This is a genomic window from Citrobacter sp. Cf088, assembly GCF_030334295.1.
In the GTDB taxonomy this organism is placed as follows: Bacteria; Pseudomonadota; Gammaproteobacteria; order Enterobacterales; family Enterobacteriaceae; genus Citrobacter; species Citrobacter freundii.
In genome coordinates this window covers 345839-362248 of record NZ_JAOWEE010000058.1, presented here as the reverse complement: position 1 = coordinate 362248, position 16410 = coordinate 345839, and the positions used below count along the sequence as shown (strand labels likewise).

Here is a 16410-nt window from a genome sequence, read left to right as displayed (position 1 = left end):
TCTCGCCTCTTACGTCATCAGTAAGAGGCGATGAGTCGCATATTTCAGGCACCCGTTTCGTTTCTGATCCGCGCATTGATGTATTCCACGGCCTGCGTGACGTCCATAATGCCGTTAATCGCATTCGTCACGCCTTGCCCGATAATAATCTCTGCCTGTCGCAGGTTAAAAGACTCACCTTTACTTCCCTGAGACTCCCGTATTCCCGTCATGCCTTTTTCATTCAGTAAATTAAACCACGGGTAGAGATTGAGAACATTTTGATCGTGACATATTCCAGACCAGGCGCTGTTGCCCCCCAATAGAACCAGATGGCGCGAAATTTCATCGGAATAAAGCCAATGAAAAAACTGCTCAACCTGTTTTTTCTTCTTACTGTAGCGAGACATTCCAATAGAGCCACCGCCCAATTGTGGAAGCTGCCCCGGAACGGGAGCATAGCCGATCGTGGGGGCGATGGTCGTATGCGCAACATCGTTAAACAAATTGAGATACATAATCAGCATGGCGAGATTTCCACGCTCAAACTGTTTAACCGCATCACTCCACCACTCACCAGGGAGATTCACGGCGATAGAAAGCTGGTGCAGATATTCTTCGAGTGCAGCGGCAGCAAGCGAAGCATCAAGTTGTACCGGCTCGCCCTCACGCACCAATCGTCCACCTAACGCGTAGTAACGTAGCAAGTACTCAGTGGCGATAAGTCCTGAGCTGCCCAACGTCACCGCCGTTCCCATTGGGCGCTGTCTGTTTTCTGGCTGATGCAATTGACTAAAGAAAGCGGCAATCTCATCAAATTGTGCGAAATTCTCTGGTAGCGTTAACTCTTTGCCTGTTGATTCATAAAACATCCGTTTAATCGTCGCATCTTCAAACAGATCTCGTCGATAAAACAGAAGCTGCATACTGGCATCAAAGGGAATTGCCCATGCAGTCCCATTCACCTGGCTGAAGTGCTGCTGAATTTGCTCAGAGAAGTTATCCAGCAATAACGGGAGCTCGGGGGAGACCGACTCCAGCGGCAATAATGCTTTTTCTGCAAACCAGGGAAAACATGCCATATCGATTCGCAGTAAATCGTAATAAGGGTGCAGGTGAAGATGAGAGAGAATTTCAAAAACCTCATCATACGGATAAACCGCAAGATTAACCTTAATACCGGTCTGGCGATAAAAGTGAGGTAACAGTTTCTTCAGCGCATCGGTCGAAGGGCTGGGCAAAATTAACATATTCAGCGTCGCCTCCGTCTCATGAGGCGGAGCGTATTGCCCATTCCAGGAAAAACCGCAATTCGTCAGAATACGGTGCTTCTCTTTACTTTTGGGTTGGCGAATACATGAAGCAATAGTTGTCCCCAGGCGGGCATAATCCATCTGATAGCTGGTGATTCCATCAAAAGATGCAGGAAGATTATCACTCAGTTGTACTATCGGCGGGCAGGACTGAGAACTCCCAAACCAGGACGCTTGCGTCAACGCACGCGTCTTCTCACTGTCCTGAACAATAAACAGATCGGGTATCGCCCCCCGGAAAAAGTCAAACGCGACGGTGTTAACTTCACTGGCATGCGCAGGTATAACCGTAAGCTTTGTGTGCGGACTTAACTCCCGGCATACCTTCTGTATCGCTTGAGTAAATCGTGCGCTGTGGGCAAATTCCAGCGGCTCGCAGAAAACACCAATATGACCCGGCTGCTGCGCCAGTGCCCTTCTTGCGGTTTCTTCCCCTGCGGTCACATAGTCAAGGCTAAAATAACAAACTGCACCGGCTGGCTGGCGATACGCAAAAAGCACATTCTCCGGGGAGAGCCTGAGCATATCGTAATAGGGCTGGCTGTTGTCCAGGCAACTCACGGTGACAACAGCCTGGTAAGACTTTGCCGCCAGTGTTTGCAAAATATCCAGTTCCAGATTGGGCAAATCATTAGTCAGGTAAAGATCAACTGGTTCGCTGAGTGAAGGTTGCCAGGCCTGGTGTAATCCCCGATAAAGTTGATAGTAACGTTCCGCATTGATGTCCGGCAGAATCAAGGCCACTCCCTGACTTTTGCTGGCTCTCAATGATTGCGCCTGCGCATTCAACTGATAGCCAACTTCTCGGGCCGCACGTTGAACCGCTTCAATCTTCTCAACGCTTACATTTCCTCTGCCATTGAGCACATTCGAGACAGTCCCATGCGACACACCGGCAATTCTTGCTATGTCTTTGATAGTTGGCATTTTTACACCCTTCCCCTGATGTTTTGATGCTAGCACGGCGCTCATCAGGAAACTATCTCCAGCAAGATAATTTGAACGTTACAATATTAAAAAGTGCATTTTATCAACACATTCTTATAACCACCTTTCAACCCCACATAGCACGAAGAAATGAACTAAAAATTTCAAAGCTATGAAATATAAAAATAAATTATTAAATTCTTGAAGAGGATCACTTATGCAACAAAAGATCGTTGTTGCCTTGAAGCTGCAGGATAATAATTGACACGTTCCAATTACGTTTCATTACATTTTCGTTCAAAAAACAACACTCTGTTTTGATCAAGAGGGAAACATGAATATTCATTTTCTGGGAACCGCGGCATCCGAAGGGATACCCAATCCTTTTTGCCGTTGTGAGCACTGTCAGCAAGCCCGTATTCGTAAAGGCAAAGACATACGCACGCACTCCTCAGCGATCATCGACGATGAACTGTTGATTGATGTCGCGCCTGAATTCAGCCAGCAACTGCTGCGAGATGGCCTGGACGCAACAGAGATCAAATCGCTGCTGTTCACGCATACACATCCCGATCATTTCAACGTCGGCGATCTTTTTAGCCGAATGGAAGGGTACGGATTTGAGATTACTCATCCGTTGCACATTTTTGGTAATGACCGTGCGATTAACGGCGCGGCACAAGTGTTACCAGGCTACAGCGCAGAAAGATTTGCTTTTCATTGCCTGGTTCCCTTCGTAACCGTTGAAACCCGCGGATACCGAATCACTCCACTGCTGGCGAACCATGCCAAATGGGAGCTTTGTTATACCTGGTTTATCGAAAAAGATGGTCAGTCAATTTTCTATGGACATGATTCGGGCTGGTTCCCTGAACTCACCTGGCAATGGTTAAAAGGGAAAAAGATCGATTTAACGGTGCTGGAATGTACCTACGGTTTTAATGGTGATAACCGTACAAATAACCACATGAGTCTGGAAACCGTTTTCGCCGCCAGAGACAGGCTTGCAGAACTGGGCTGCCTTGAGAAAAATAGCCAACTCATCGTCTCGCATGTCTCACACAGCGGCGGTCTACTGCACGACGATCTCGTGGCGGCGTGCGACAAAGAGAACATTCTTGTCGCCTGGGATGGGCTTAACCTGAGCATCAACCAATAAGGATATGCAATATGGACCTTAATAAAACACCACGCCTGCTGGTTATGATGTTCATACAATATTTCATGCAGGGCGCCTGGAATATGACCATGGGACTGGTATTAAGTACCTATGGTATGGCGACCATTATTGGCTCATCTTATGCTTTGCTTGGTCTGGCGACCATTCTTTCGCCACTCTTTATTGGCATGGTAGCCGACCGTTTCTTTTCGTCACAAAAAGTCATGGCGATCCTGCATTTAATTAATGCTGGCGTACTGTTGTTTGTTCCACAATTTATTGAGGCACAAAACACGGGCATGACGTTGACCATGATCTTCCTGGTCGGTCTGCTGTTTTATCCAACAACTGCGCTGGCTAACAGCATCAGTTTCAGCCACATTAACGGGGTGAAATACTTCCCCTTTATTCGTGTGTTCGGCACATTTGGCTTTATGGTCATCGGTTTTATTATTGGTGAAATGGGCTATTCTGGAAATACCATCACCTGGTATATTGCGTCAGCCTCCGGTGTCGTGCTCGGCCTTTACTGCTTTACGTTGCCAAACACCCCACCGAAAGCAAAAGGAAGCGTATTTACACTCCGCGATCTGTTATGTCTGGACGCTCTGGCACTCTTCAAGGACCGCAGTTTCTCGGTTTTGATGCTCAGTATTTTTGTCCTGATGATCCCCAAAACAGCTTATTCCGCCTATATCCCGGTCTTTTTAAAAGCGCTTGGATTCGATAACGCCGCGTCAATGATGCAGGTCGGCATCGCCTGTGAAGTCATTTTTATGTTCCTGCTCTCGTTTTTCTTACTGAAAGCCGGCTTCAAAATTACTCTCATGTTGGGCGCCGTTTGCTGGATCATCCGCACACTGTTGTTTGCTCATGCATCACTGGATGCCAACATGATGTTTGTGCTGATCGGCCTGATGTTGCAGGGATTCTGCTGGGACTTTTTCTTTACCGTGGGCGACATTTATGTTGACCGTAAAGCCGCGCCAGAGATCAAAGCACAAGCCCAAAGCTTGCGATTTATCGTCTCCAACGGCGTCGGTTTGCTGTTTGCCTCTACCGTATGCGGTCAAATCTTCAACAGCACCGTGACGGAACAAGGCCCACAGGCGTTACCGCAATGGGAAACATTCTGGCTAGTTTCCGCAGGCGTTGCCGCAGTGGTCAGCGTATTCTTCCTGATATTCTTCCGGGACGATATTTCAAAACGCAAAGCAGACCTCCCATTGAAAAAAGCAAACTCCTGATCGTTAAAGACTCTTTCATTAAGGTAATTGCATGAATAATCTGGCCGCCATCATCAATGAGCAAGGATTGTTGCCTTTAACTACGATCATCAAAATCAGCATTGCATTTATTCTGGGTGGCATTATAGGCCTGGAAAGAGAATCGAAAGGGAAACCGGTTGGCTTCAAAACTTGCGTTATTTTATCCGTAGCCAGCTGTGTGTTAACTGTCGTATCAATACAATCTGCAGAATACTATGCTGAAATTTCGATGAACATCCGTAGCGATCCTATGCGTCTGGCGGCTCAGATTATTAGTGGCGTTGGTTTTCTCGGTGCGGGAGTCATTCTGCACCGACACGACGATGCTATTTCTGGTCTCACTACTGCGGCAATTGTCTGGGCATCTGCTGGGGTGGGAATCACCTGTGGGGCCGGTTTTTATTTTCATGCTTTTTTTGCCACGGCTTTATTTTTATTGGCAATTAAATTAAGCCCGTTCATTATTTTCTTACAGACTAAAAACCAGTTCCCCGGAAAAGTAAAAGTCAGGGTTATTCTTGATGAACGCGATGCGCTCGAAAATCTGATAACCCGCATCCATCAACAGAAAAACATTATTGAAAACATAACGATCAGGGATATTAAGAAGGGTAAAATCGAGGTTAATCTCAAAATCGTAATTCGTAAGAAGATGACCTTGCCCGACTTGTACCACGATCTCACTCATGTTGAACACGTCTGCGCTATTGCTCTTGAACATTAAGATGCTTTATTTCCCTCTTTAAAATCAGGTGGTTACCACCTGATATAACCGCTCTATCCCTGTCTTCGCTTTAAATCCCTATTGTTTGCAATGTTAAATATTTGTTGTTTTTGATCACAAATAATAAACAAACAAGCTCATTATGTGCGCGTTTTTCAAAAATGTAGATATTTTTAATTTATGGCTACGAAACGAGCTGCGCCATATCTCCCTGACAATCTACTGAGAGGAACGATTTGATGAACGCACTGACTGCCGTAAAACCGAACGCTGAAGATCCAGCCCAGCACTACAGCGGTTTCACGCTGAAACCATCAGCCCAGTCCCCACGCCTGCTGGAGCTGACTTTTTCCGCTGAGACCACTGAGCAATTTCTGCAGGCCGTCGCGCAGTGGCCGGTGCAGGCGCTGGAATACAAATCCTTCTTGCGCTTCAAAGTGGGCAAGATCCTCGACGACCTGTGCGGCAATCAGTTGCAGCCTCTGCTGCTGAAAACGTTGCTCGATCGTGCCGAAGGCGCACTGCTGATCAATGCCGTTGGCGTGAATGATGTGGCGCAGGCAGAAGAGATGGTCAAGCTGGCGACGGCGGTAGCACATCTAATCGGACGCTCGAATTTTGATGCGATGAGCGGTCAATATTACGCACGTTTTGTGGTGAAAAACGTCGATAACTCAGACAGCTATCTGCGCCAGCCTCACCGAGTGATGGAATTGCACAACGACGGAACCTATCTCGAAGAAATCACCGATTACGTGCTGATGATGAAGATTGACGAGCAGAACATGACCGGCGGTAACTCGCTGCTGCTGCACCTCGACGACTGGGAACATCTGGATCAGTACTTTACCCATCCGCTGGCGCGTCGCCCTATGCGCTTTGCCGCGCCGCCAAGCAAAAACGTGAGCCAGGAAGTGTTCCATCCGGTATTTGACGTTGACCAGCAGGGTCGTCCGGTGATGCGCTACATCGACCAGTTCGTCCAGCCAAAAGACTATGAAGAAGGCGTCTGGCTGAGTGACCTGTCCGACGCGCTGGAAACCAGCAAAAGTATTATTTCCGTACCGGTTTCAGTGGGTAAATTCCTGCTGATCAACAACCTGTTCTGGCTACACGGTCGCGATCGTTTCACCTCGCATCCTGACCTGCGCCGCGAACTGATGCGCCAACGTGGTTATTTCGCTTACGCGACAAACCACTACCAGACTCATCAGTAAGCGCGAAGGAAAAAAGCGGATGTATGATTTTGTGATTATTGGCGGCGGCATTATCGGCATGTCGACCGCCATGCAGCTGATTGATGTCTATCCGGACGCCAGAATTGCGCTGTTGGAAAAAGAGTCCGGCCCGGCCTGTCACCAGACGGGCCACAACAGCGGCGTCATTCATGCCGGGGTCTATTACACTCCCGGCAGCCTGAAGGCGCAGTTTTGCCTGGCCGGAAATCGCGCCACAAAAGCCTTTTGCGACCAAAACGGCATCCGCTACGACGTCTGCGGAAAAATGCTGGTTGCCACCTCCCCTCTGGAAATGGAGCGCATGCGCGCGCTATGGGATCGCACCGCCGCTAACGGTTTGGAGCGCGAATGGCTGAATGCGCAGGAGCTTCGCGAGCGTGAACCGAATATCACCGGTCTGGGCGGCATTTTTGTTCCGTCGAGCGGGATCGTCAGCTACCGTGAAGTCACCGCCGCGATGGCGAATATTTTCCAGGCCAAAGGCGGTGAGATTATTTACAACGCCGAGGTCAGCGCGCTGAAAGAGCACGCTACGGGCGTGATTGTCCATACCCGTCAGGGTCAGGAATATGAAGGCGCGACGCTGATTAGTTGTTCTGGCCTGATGGCGGACCGACTGGTGAAAATGCTCGGCGTTGAACCTGGCTTTATCATCTGCCCGTTCCGTGGCGAATATTTCCGCCTGGCGCCAGAACATAATCAGATAGTTAACCATCTGATCTACCCCATCCCCGACCCGGCAATGCCGTTTCTCGGTGTTCATCTGACCCGGATGATTGACGGCAGCGTCACGGTCGGCCCCAACGCGGTGCTGGCATTTAAACGTGAAGGCTACCGTAAGCGTGACTTCTCGCTCAGCGATACGCTGGAGATCCTCGGCTCTTCTGGTATTCGCCGCGTGCTGCAAAACAACCTGCGCTCAGGGCTTGGCGAAATGAAGAATTCGCTGTGCAAAAGCGGTTATCTGCGGCTGGTACAAAAGTACTGTCCGAGCCTGACGCTTAAGGATCTGCAACCGTGGCCTGCGGGCGTGCGGGCACAGGCGGTATCACCTGATGGCAAGCTTATCGACGATTTTCTGTTTGTCACCACGCCACGCTCAATTCACACCTGTAACGCACCTTCTCCGGCGGCAACATCGGCAATCCCTATCGGTGCACATATTGTCAGCAAAGTTCATGCGCTGCTGGAGAACCAGAGTAATCCCGGACGCACGCTGCGTGCGGCACGTAGCGTGGAGACATTACACGCCGCATTTACCCGTTAAACCGATTAAGACAGGAAGCAATCATGCAACTTAACGATCCAACCTTATTTCGCCAGCAGGCACTGATCGACGGCAACTGGCGTGACGCTAACAGCGGCGAGACCATCGCGGTGACCAATCCCGCCAACGGTCAGCAATTGGGTAGCGTACCTAAAATGGGGGCAGATGAAACCCGCGAAGCGATTAACGCCGCAAACCGCGCTCTGCCGGCCTGGCGTGCGCTGACTGCCAAAGAGCGGGCCAACATTCTGCGCCGCTGGTTCAACCTGATGATTGAGCATCAAGACGATCTCGCCCGTCTGATGACCCTGGAACAGGGAAAACCACTGGCGGAAGCCAAAGGCGAAATTACCTACGCCGCCTCCTTTATTGAGTGGTTTGCCGAAGAGGGCAAACGCATTTATGGCGATACGATCCCTGGCCATCAGGCTGACAAACGCCTGATCGTCATCAAGCAGCCGATCGGCGTTACCGCCGCGATTACGCCGTGGAACTTTCCCTCAGCGATGATCACCCGTAAAGCCGGTCCGGCGCTGGCAGCAGGCTGTACGATGGTGCTTAAACCCGCCAGCCAAACCCCCTACTCCGCACTGGCGCTGGCAGAACTGGCTAATCGCGCCGGGATCCCGGCTGGCGTTTTCAGCGTGGTGACCGGTTCAGCCAGCGCAGTCGGTAACGAGCTGACCGGCAACCCGCTGGTGCGCAAACTGTCATTTACCGGCTCAACCGAAATTGGCCGTCAGTTAATGCAGCAGTGCGCCAAAGACATCAAAAAGGTATCGCTGGAACTGGGCGGCAATGCGCCGTTTATCGTCTTTGACGATGCCGATCTTGATAAAGCCGTGGAAGGCGCGCTGGCCTCGAAGTTTCGTAACGCCGGGCAAACCTGCGTCTGCGCCAACCGCCTGTACGTACAGGACGGTGTGTATGAGCGTTTTGCCGAAAAACTCCAGCAGGCTGTGAGCAAACTGCACCTCGGCGATGGTCTGCAACCTGACGTCACCACCGGACCGTTGATCGACGAAAAAGCGGTCGCCAAGGTGCAGGAGCACATCGCCGATGCTCTGGATAAAGGCGCGCGCATTATCGCGGGCGGTAAACCTCATGCGCTCGGCGGTAACTTCTTCCAGCCCACCATTCTGGTGGATGTGCCTGACAACGCGAAGGTCGCCAAAGAAGAGACGTTCGGACCGCTGGCTCCGCTGTTTCGTTTTAAAGACGAAGCCGACGTCATCGCTCAGGCCAACGACACCGAATTTGGTCTGGCCGCCTATTTCTACGCCCGTGATTTAAGTCGCGTCTTCCGCGTTGGCGAAGCGCTGGAGTACGGCATCGTCGGGATTAACACCGGCATTATCTCCAACGAAGTCGCCCCGTTTGGGGGAATCAAAGCCTCCGGTCTTGGCCGTGAAGGATCAAAATACGGCATCGAAGACTACTTAGAAATCAAATATATGTGCATCGGCCTTTAATAAAATAAATACTGGAGAACACCTGATGAGCACCAACAAAGAACTTATGCAACGTCGCAGCAACGCCGTTCCCCGTGGCGTAGGCCAGATCCACCCTATTTTTGCCGAGCGTGCAGAAAACTGTCGGGTCTGGGACGTTGAAGGCCGTGAATTCCTTGACTTTGCTGGCGGTATTGCAGTGTTGAACACCGGTCACCTGCACCCGCAGATCGTCTCTGCGGTAGAAGCGCAGTTGAAAAAGCTGTCCCATACCTGTTTCCAGGTACTGGCCTATGAGCCATACCTGGAGCTGTGCGAAATCATGAATAAGAAAGTGCCGGGTGATTTCGCCAAGAAAACCCTGCTGGTGACCACCGGTTCTGAAGCGGTAGAAAATGCGGTGAAAATCGCCCGCGCCGCCACCAAACGCACCGGCACAATCGCCTTCAGCGGTGCTTACCACGGCCGTACCCACTACACCTTGTCACTGACCGGGAAAGTGAACCCATACTCTGCCGGAATGGGGCTGATGCCGGGCCACGTGTATCGCGCGCTTTATCCTTGCCCACTGCACGGCATCAGTGACGACGATGCTATCGCCAGTATTCACCGCATTTTCAAAAACGATGCCGCGCCAGAAGACGTCGCCGCCATCGTAATTGAACCCGTCCAGGGCGAAGGTGGTTTTTACGCCGCTTCTCCTGCTTTTATGCAACGTCTGCGCGCTATTTGTGACGAACACGGGATCATGCTGATTGCTGATGAAGTACAGAGCGGTGCGGGCCGCACCGGTACGCTGTTTGCCATGGAGCAGATGGGCGTTGCGCCCGATCTCACCACCTTCGCTAAATCCATCGCCGGAGGCTTCCCGCTGGCAGGCGTGACCGGACGCGCCGACGTCATGGACGCTATTCCACCGGGCGGTCTGGGCGGTACCTATGCCGGTAACCCAATTGCCTGTGCCGCTGCGCTGGCGGTACTAAACATTTTCGAGCAGGAAAATCTGCTGCAAAAAGCCAACGAGCTGGGGCAAACCCTGCGTGAAGGCCTGTTGGCTATCGCGGAAACCCACCGCGAGATTGGCGACGTACGCGGGCTGGGCGCGATGATTGCTATCGAACTGTTCGAAAACGGCGACCACACGAAACCAGACGCCAAACTGACAGCTGAAATTGTCGCTCGTGCCCGCGATAAAGGGCTAATCCTGCTCTCCTGCGGACCTTACTACAACGTGCTGCGCATTCTTGTCCCGCTGACTATTGAAGACGCGCAAATCCGCCAGGGGCTGGACATTATCGCCCAGTGTTTTGCCGAGGCAAAGCAGGGTTAAACCCGTATCAAAACGGGGAGTTTTAAGCCGGATAAGGCGGAGCCGCCATCCGGCAAACAGGGTCAATAACAATAATACGCGTGCCCCGGCGCGGGAATGCCGGGGTGCTCTCCCAAGTGAAATACTTTCGAGAGGTTTAAAGATGGGGCAACTGTCACAATCACATGATTTAGGGGGCGGGCTGAAATCACGCCACGTCACCATGCTGTCTATTGCCGGGGTAATCGGCGCAAGTTTGTTCGTCGGTTCAAGTGTGGCGATTGCAGAAGCCGGTCCCGCAGTATTATTAGCCTATCTGTTCGCCGGATTGCTGGTGGTGATGATTATGCGCATGCTGGCCGAAATGGCCGTTGCCACCCCGGATACCGGTTCTTTTTCCACTTACGCCGATAAGGCCATTGGCCCGTGGGCGGGTTACACCATCGGCTGGTTATACTGGTGGTTCTGGGTGTTAGTTATCCCGCTGGAGGCGAATATCGCCGCCATCATTCTTCACTCCTGGGTGCCTGGTATTCCTATCTGGCTGTTTTCTCTGGTTATCACGCTGGCATTAACCGGCAGTAATTTGCTGAGCGTCAAAAATTATGGTGAGTTCGAGTTCTGGCTGGCGCTGTGCAAAGTGATTGCCATTCTGGCGTTTATAACCCTCGGCGCGGTGGCGATTAGCGGTTTCTACCCTTATGCCGATGTCAGCGGGGTTTCGCGCCTGTGGGATCAGGGCGGCTTTATGCCCAACGGTTTTGGCGCCGTGATCAGCGCAATGTTAATCACCATGTTCTCCTTTATGGGCGCAGAGATAGTTACCATCGCCGCCGCCGAATCCGATACCCCGGATAAACATATCGTTCGCGCCACCAACTCGGTTATCTGGCGTATCTCCATCTTCTATCTGTGCTCTATTTTTGTGGTGGTGGCGCTGATCCCGTGGAACATGCCGGGACTGAAAGAAGTCGGTTCTTACCGCTCGGTACTGGAGCTACTGCATATCCCGCACGCGAAATTGATCATGGATTGCGTCATTTTGCTGTCGGTGACTAGCTGTCTCAACTCCGCGCTGTATACGTCCTCGCGTATGCTCTACTCCCTGAGCCGCCGTGGCGATGCCCCCGCCTTTATGGGTAAAACGAACCGCAGTAAAACGCCTTATGTGGCGGTGTTGCTGTCTACCGGTGCCGCATTCCTCACCGTCATCGTCAACTATTACGCCCCGGCCAAGGTGTTTAAATTCCTGATCGACAGTTCCGGTGCCATCGCACTGCTGGTCTATCTGGTCATTGCCGTTTCTCAACTGCGGATGCGCAAAATCCTGCTGGCGCGAGGCGGTGAAATTAAACTGAAAATGTGGCTCTATCCGTGGCTTACCTGGCTGGTCATCGCATTTATTATCTTTGTGCTGGTGGTCATGCTGTTTCGTCCGGCACAACAGCTGGAAGTTATCTCTACCGGATTGTTAGCCATAGGAATTATTTGCACCGTGCCCATTATGTCACGCTGGAAAAAACTGCTATCTTGGCAAAAAGCACCATTGCAAAATACGCATTAAACCTGTTCCCGGCGCAGGCCGGGAAATCCTTTCAGGAGTATGACCATGACCGCCATTCCCCAACCGACGGCCATTGATGGATACCGCTGGCTGAAGAACGACATCATCCGCGGTGTGTATCAGCCTGATGAAAAACTGCGTATGAGCCTGCTGACCTCACGCTATGAGCTTGGCGTGGGACCGCTACGCGAAGCGCTTTCGCAGTTAGTTGCCGAGCGGTTGGTGACGGTAGTAAATCAGAAAGGGTATCGTGTTGCCCCGATGTCAGAGCAGGAGTTGCTCGATATTTTCGATGCCCGCGCCAATATGGAAGCCATGCTGGTCGCGCTGGCCATTGAACGCGGCGACGACGCCTGGGAAGCTGAAATTCTGGCGCGCGCGCATATGCTTAGTAAGCTTGAAGCCATTGATGCCAGCGAACAGATGCTCGACGAGTGGGATCAGCGCCATCAGGCGTTTCACTCGGCGATTGTCGCTGGCTGTGGTTCACAATATCTGCTGCAAATGCGCGAACGACTGTTCGATTTGGCGGCGCGCTACCGGTTTATCTGGCTGCGAAAAACGGTGCTGTCGGTGGAGATGCTGGAAGACAAACACGATCAGCACCAAACGTTAACCGAAGCAATTCTGGCACGCGATGCCGCGCGCGCCAGCGAATTAATGCGCCAGCACCTGCTGACGCCGATTCCGATTATTCAACAGGCGATGTCCGGTAAATTGCTGACGGAATAAGCCTGAATAATATTACTGCTCCGGAATACGTAACACCTGCCCAGGATAGATTTTATCCGGACTTTTCAGCATGGGTTTATTCGCTTCAAATATCTGGTTATACAGGTTGGCATTACCGTAAACCTGTTTAGCAATAGCGCTCAGGGTATCCCCTGATTTAACGGTATAAAACTGGCTTTCGCTCGCGGGCGCAGAGGTTTTAACCTGATCATCTACGCTGGCAATACCGGAGATATTACCAATCGCGATCAGAATTTTTTCTTTCGCCTCCTGACTTAATCCATCACCAGAAACAGTGGCTTTGCCTTCGTTAATTTGCACGTCCACTTTATCCGCATCAGGGATGCCAGTTTTGTTCAGGTGTTCCTGCACTTTTTTTGCCAGATCGGCTGTGTCATGGTTTCCAGTGACCGCATCCCACAGTTTTTCACCCGCATCTTTTACAAAATTGAAGAGTCCCATATCCACCTCGGTAATTAACAATTAACACCCAAAAGTGTAGCAGAGGAGAAAGGGGGCCAAAGAAAACGGCGCCAAAGCGCCGTAGTTGAAAGGAATTAATTACGCGTCTGTATCCAGAAGGCATGGATCAAACCAGGGATGTAGCCCAGTAGCGTCAGAACGATATTGAGGATAAATGCCCAGCCGAACCCCTTCCCCAGCAGCACGCCAAGCGGGGGCAGAATAATAGTAAAAACGATTCTCCAGAAACCCATACACACTCCCTACAAGCAAAAAATTAATCATTGTTTAAAAAGAGATTTTATCTCTAAGAGTAGCCATTCTACCCAACTCTGCCAGCATTCCGCGGCTGTTTTACCCTCCTTTACGCTCTTTACGCTGGCGTACGTTGGTTGTTTATTTTAGAATGTGCTTAATTTAGATTGTGCTTAAATACATATGACTGAACTTGAACAACTCCAGGCCAGCGCAGAACAAGCTGCCGCCCTGCTAAAAGCGATGAGTAACCCGAAACGGTTGCTGATTTTGTGCATGCTCTGCGGTTCACCCGGTACCAGCGCAGGCGAGTTAGCCCGTGTTACCGGCCTTAGCCCTTCCGCCACTTCCCAGCATCTGGCGCGTATGCGTGAAGAAGGTCTGATAGAAAGCCAGCGCGATGCCCAGCGCATCCTCTACTCCATTAAAAATGCGGCCGTGAATTCGCTGATCGCCACATTAAAAACACTGTATTGCCCATAAGGAGCCATCATGACTATTGGGACGATTTCCCCGCGCGAGGCGCAGACACTGGTCGCGCAAGGTGCAAAACTGATTGATATCCGCGACGCTGACGAGTATCTGCACGAGCATATTCCTGAGGCTCATCTGGCACCGTTGCCCGCGCTTGAACAGGGATCGCTGCCTGCGAATTTACGCGCCGAGCAGGTGATTTTTCACTGCCAGTCAGGCAAACGTACACAAAATGCGGCAACAAAACTGAGCGCCATTGCTGCGCCCGCGCAGGTCTGGCTGCTGGAAGGTGGAATTGACGGCTGGAAAGCCGCAGGGTTGCCGGTGACGAAAGACAGTTCACAACCGTTACCGCTGATGCGTCAGGTGCAGATAGCCGCGGGTAGCCTTGCCTTACTCGGTGTTATTCTGGGTTACGCCGTCAGCAGTGCTTTCTTCCTGCTGAGCGGTTTTGTCGGGGCCGGGCTGATTCTCGCTGGCGTGACTGGCTTTTGCGGCATGGCGCGTCTGCTGGACAAAATGCCCTGGAACCGACGTACTCATTAAGCGGTAATCATTGAAACAGCACTGTACCCGCCGGTTGACGTGATCTATGGTGAGTTCTGCAATAAATGATAAATAAAGGAGCGCAACAATATGTTTAAACCTGGCGATCTGGTTCAACCGCGTATGGGCGGTCCAAAACTGAAGGTTGTTGAAGTCAATGACGATCAAATTGTGGCGGTACAAGCCAGTAATGAAAACGGTGATAAATTCACGCTGAAAGCAGCTGATGTCACGCGATATACCGAAGAGGGTGATTTCGGCGTTTGCTGAAAATAAGCGGTGAGGATCTCCTCACCGCCTTCGTAATTAGATCAAAAAGTCATCAAGAGATTTACCGGTAGCCATCGCCTGGGCAATTGGCTTCGGTGTGCGACCTTGCCCAGTCCATGTTTTCGTTTCACCATTGAGATCGATAAAACGATATTTCGCCGGGCGCGGTTGGCGTTTTTTAACTGAACGTGTCGTAGCCGGTGTTATGCTCAGCAGCTCCTCCGGGCTAATCCCGTCTGCCTGCATCTGCGCCAGCAAGGCATTAATTTTTGCCTGCTGTTCTGCGCGTTGGCGCTGTAGCTGTTCTTCTTCATCGCGCCGTTCTTTGGTCACTACCCTGAATTTTTCAAGCATATCTTCCAGTACATCAACGGAAAATTCACGAGCCATTGCACGCAGCGAGCGGATATTATTTAAGTTTTTTAACATTGAACTCATATTAACAAAACCTCTTTAACGTAAAACATAAAAACGGTATTACGCTAAATATTGTATGCAACTGATTATTATATTTCCAGTCTAATTTATTCGCAGATCATTAAACAAATAGCCAACTCTGATATTTATAGCATCCATTCTGCTATCGCTCAGACAATATATTCTATTACCCTGATTGCAGCTTTGAATATACCTGCAAGGTATCTCAGTGCGTCACTTAAGAAACAGGCCACGGCATCGCGTGGAACCAACGAGTATACATATTGCACATCAGTCAACATTCAGAAAAGGAGCGCAAAAAACCCAGAAAAACAAGCAAAAATAACTCTTTGATCTAAAAGAATTTTAATTAACACAGCAACGAAAACACCAAAACGAACAAAAAACAAACCATTACAGAGCATTTTATCGACAAAAAGGCAATAAATAAAAATTTTAAGCTAGTTGCTAGTTATTATCCAGGCAGATATCCTATTAAAACGCGAAAGCAGCAAGACAAATCACTAGCAGTTAAGGTATTCAAAACCTTTTTCCCCCTTTTTACAAGGAGCATTAACATGTTCTCTCCGCAGTCACGCTTGCGTCATGCAGTAGCAGACACGTTCGCGATGGTTGTTTATTGTTCTGTCGTGAACATGTTGATCGAAATATTCCTTTCTGGAATGAGCTTCGAACAGTCGCTGTATTCCAGATTAGTCGCTATCCCTGTCAACATACTGATCGCGTGGCCATACGGCATGTACCGTGATTTGTTCATGCGCGCGGCGCGTAAAGCCACGCAGGCAGGATGGGCAAAAAATCTGGCGGATGTGCTGGCTTATGTCACCTTCCAGTCGCCGGTGTATGTGATTATTCTGCTGACGGTTGGCGCAGACTGGCACCAGATTACGGCTGCAGTAAGTTCGAACATCGTGGTATCAATGCTGATGGGCGCCGTCTATGGCTACTTTCTTGATTATTGCCGCCGCTTGTTTAAGGTCAGCAGCTATCATCAGGCTAAAGCCTGACACGCTTCTTCGCGACTGGCACTGCCA

The 16410-nt window shown here is 50.6% G+C and carries 17 protein-coding genes; 13 read left to right on the top strand and 4 right to left on the bottom strand.

Annotated elements, in window-relative coordinates:
- Positions 1 to 44: 44 nt before the first annotated feature.
- Complete coding sequence (locus OGV71_RS25010; protein WP_204583334.1) at positions 45 to 2219, bottom strand: extracellular solute-binding protein; 2175 nt, start codon at positions 2217 to 2219, stop codon at positions 45 to 47.
- 334 nt (positions 2220 to 2553) lie between these two features.
- On the opposite strand from OGV71_RS25010, the gene OGV71_RS25005 reads away from it, so the two are divergent.
- From OGV71_RS25005 to csiR, 9 genes are all read left to right on the top strand, one after another.
- Complete coding sequence (locus OGV71_RS25005; RefSeq protein ID WP_003037212.1) at positions 2554 to 3378, top strand: MBL fold metallo-hydrolase; 825 nt, start codon at positions 2554 to 2556, stop codon at positions 3376 to 3378.
- Positions 3379 to 3389: 11 nt separating this feature from the next.
- Complete coding sequence (locus OGV71_RS25000; RefSeq protein WP_003037215.1) at positions 3390 to 4625, top strand: MFS transporter; 1236 nt, start codon at positions 3390 to 3392, stop codon at positions 4623 to 4625.
- A gap of 31 nt (positions 4626 to 4656) precedes the next feature.
- A complete protein-coding gene (locus OGV71_RS24995; protein ID WP_003037218.1) occupies positions 4657 to 5370 on the top strand; it encodes an MgtC/SapB family protein in 714 nt (237 codons plus the stop codon).
- Positions 5371 to 5609: 239 nt separating this feature from the next.
- On the top strand, positions 5610 to 6587 hold the full coding sequence (gene glaH / locus OGV71_RS24990) for a glutarate dioxygenase GlaH (RefSeq protein ID WP_204583333.1): 978 nt from the start codon (positions 5610 to 5612) through the stop codon (positions 6585 to 6587).
- Positions 6588 to 6606: 19 nt separating this feature from the next.
- A complete protein-coding gene (gene lhgD, locus OGV71_RS24985; protein WP_003839703.1) occupies positions 6607 to 7875 on the top strand; it encodes an L-2-hydroxyglutarate dehydrogenase in 1269 nt (422 codons plus the stop codon).
- A gap of 23 nt (positions 7876 to 7898) precedes the next feature.
- Positions 7899 to 9347: an NADP-dependent succinate-semialdehyde dehydrogenase gene (gene gabD / locus OGV71_RS24980; protein ID WP_032944689.1), complete on the top strand. Its 1449-nt coding sequence runs from the start codon at positions 7899 to 7901 to the stop codon at positions 9345 to 9347.
- A gap of 25 nt (positions 9348 to 9372) precedes the next feature.
- The gene (gene gabT / locus OGV71_RS24975) at positions 9373 to 10656 is read left to right on the top strand and encodes a 4-aminobutyrate--2-oxoglutarate transaminase (RefSeq protein WP_071696792.1); all 1284 of its coding nucleotides are present in this window, start codon (positions 9373 to 9375) and stop codon (positions 10654 to 10656) included.
- A 142-nt stretch (positions 10657 to 10798) separates the two neighbouring features.
- The gene (gabP, locus tag OGV71_RS24970; protein ID WP_204583332.1) at positions 10799 to 12199 is read left to right on the top strand and encodes a GABA permease; all 1401 of its coding nucleotides are present in this window, start codon (positions 10799 to 10801) and stop codon (positions 12197 to 12199) included.
- A 45-nt stretch (positions 12200 to 12244) separates the two neighbouring features.
- The gene (gene csiR / locus OGV71_RS24965; RefSeq protein WP_003037236.1) at positions 12245 to 12931 is read left to right on the top strand and encodes a DNA-binding transcriptional regulator CsiR; all 687 of its coding nucleotides are present in this window, start codon (positions 12245 to 12247) and stop codon (positions 12929 to 12931) included.
- 12 nt (positions 12932 to 12943) lie between these two features.
- Here the strand turns inward: csiR and lysM are convergent, their stop codons facing one another.
- The gene (lysM, locus tag OGV71_RS24960) at positions 12944 to 13393 is read right to left on the bottom strand and encodes a peptidoglycan-binding protein LysM (protein ID WP_003037241.1); all 450 of its coding nucleotides are present in this window, start codon (positions 13391 to 13393) and stop codon (positions 12944 to 12946) included.
- A gap of 95 nt (positions 13394 to 13488) precedes the next feature.
- Positions 13489 to 13647 (bottom strand): YqaE/Pmp3 family membrane protein, encoded by a 159-nt coding sequence (locus tag OGV71_RS24955; protein WP_003037242.1) that lies wholly within the window; start codon positions 13645 to 13647, stop codon positions 13489 to 13491.
- Between the two features lie 184 nt (positions 13648 to 13831).
- Here OGV71_RS24955 and OGV71_RS24950 point away from each other — a divergent pair, with 184 nt between their 5' ends.
- From OGV71_RS24950 to OGV71_RS24940, 3 genes are all read left to right on the top strand, one after another.
- Positions 13832 to 14131 (top strand): ArsR/SmtB family transcription factor, encoded by a 300-nt coding sequence (locus tag OGV71_RS24950; protein WP_003037247.1) that lies wholly within the window; start codon positions 13832 to 13834, stop codon positions 14129 to 14131.
- A 9-nt stretch (positions 14132 to 14140) separates the two neighbouring features.
- Positions 14141 to 14668: a rhodanese family protein gene (locus OGV71_RS24945; protein WP_032949883.1), complete on the top strand. Its 528-nt coding sequence runs from the start codon at positions 14141 to 14143 to the stop codon at positions 14666 to 14668.
- A gap of 90 nt (positions 14669 to 14758) precedes the next feature.
- On the top strand, positions 14759 to 14938 hold the full coding sequence (locus tag OGV71_RS24940) for a GDFGVC terminal motif YodC-like protein (RefSeq protein WP_003037253.1): 180 nt from the start codon (positions 14759 to 14761) through the stop codon (positions 14936 to 14938).
- Between the two features lie 36 nt (positions 14939 to 14974).
- On the opposite strand, the gene stpA is transcribed toward OGV71_RS24940, so the two are convergent.
- On the bottom strand, positions 14975 to 15376 hold the full coding sequence (gene stpA / locus OGV71_RS24935; RefSeq protein ID WP_171858786.1) for a DNA-binding protein StpA: 402 nt from the start codon (positions 15374 to 15376) through the stop codon (positions 14975 to 14977).
- A gap of 557 nt (positions 15377 to 15933) precedes the next feature.
- Between stpA and alaE the strand changes: the two genes are divergently transcribed.
- Positions 15934 to 16383, top strand: coding sequence for an L-alanine exporter AlaE (gene alaE, locus OGV71_RS24930; protein ID WP_003037259.1), 450 nt, complete (start codon positions 15934 to 15936; stop codon positions 16381 to 16383).
- Positions 16384 to 16410 lie beyond the last annotated feature (27 nt).

Bases quoted from the DNA above. Each gene is read 5' to 3' on its own strand.
- OGV71_RS25010 (WP_204583334.1), bottom strand. From the start codon at position 2,219: ATGCCAACTATCAAAGACATAGCAAGAATTGCCGGTGTGTCGCATGGG.
- OGV71_RS25005 (WP_003037212.1), top strand. From the start codon at position 2,554: ATGAATATTCATTTTCTGGGAACCGCGGCATCCGAAGGGATACCCAAT.
- OGV71_RS25000 (WP_003037215.1), top strand. From the start codon at position 3,390: ATGGACCTTAATAAAACACCACGCCTGCTGGTTATGATGTTCATACAA.
- OGV71_RS24995 (WP_003037218.1), top strand. From the start codon at position 4,657: ATGAATAATCTGGCCGCCATCATCAATGAGCAAGGATTGTTGCCTTTA.
- glaH (WP_204583333.1), top strand. From the start codon at position 5,610: ATGAACGCACTGACTGCCGTAAAACCGAACGCTGAAGATCCAGCCCAG.
- lhgD (WP_003839703.1), top strand. From the start codon at position 6,607: ATGTATGATTTTGTGATTATTGGCGGCGGCATTATCGGCATGTCGACC.
- gabD (WP_032944689.1), top strand. From the start codon at position 7,899: ATGCAACTTAACGATCCAACCTTATTTCGCCAGCAGGCACTGATCGAC.
- gabT (WP_071696792.1), top strand. From the start codon at position 9,373: ATGAGCACCAACAAAGAACTTATGCAACGTCGCAGCAACGCCGTTCCC.
- gabP (WP_204583332.1), top strand. From the start codon at position 10,799: ATGGGGCAACTGTCACAATCACATGATTTAGGGGGCGGGCTGAAATCA.
- csiR (WP_003037236.1), top strand. From the start codon at position 12,245: ATGACCGCCATTCCCCAACCGACGGCCATTGATGGATACCGCTGGCTG.
- lysM (WP_003037241.1), bottom strand. From the start codon at position 13,393: ATGGGACTCTTCAATTTTGTAAAAGATGCGGGTGAAAAACTGTGGGAT.
- OGV71_RS24955 (WP_003037242.1), bottom strand. From the start codon at position 13,647: ATGGGTTTCTGGAGAATCGTTTTTACTATTATTCTGCCCCCGCTTGGC.
- OGV71_RS24950 (WP_003037247.1), top strand. From the start codon at position 13,832: ATGACTGAACTTGAACAACTCCAGGCCAGCGCAGAACAAGCTGCCGCC.
- OGV71_RS24945 (WP_032949883.1), top strand. From the start codon at position 14,141: ATGACTATTGGGACGATTTCCCCGCGCGAGGCGCAGACACTGGTCGCG.
- OGV71_RS24940 (WP_003037253.1), top strand. From the start codon at position 14,759: ATGTTTAAACCTGGCGATCTGGTTCAACCGCGTATGGGCGGTCCAAAA.
- stpA (WP_171858786.1), bottom strand. From the start codon at position 15,376: ATGAGTTCAATGTTAAAAAACTTAAATAATATCCGCTCGCTGCGTGCA.
- alaE (WP_003037259.1), top strand. From the start codon at position 15,934: ATGTTCTCTCCGCAGTCACGCTTGCGTCATGCAGTAGCAGACACGTTC.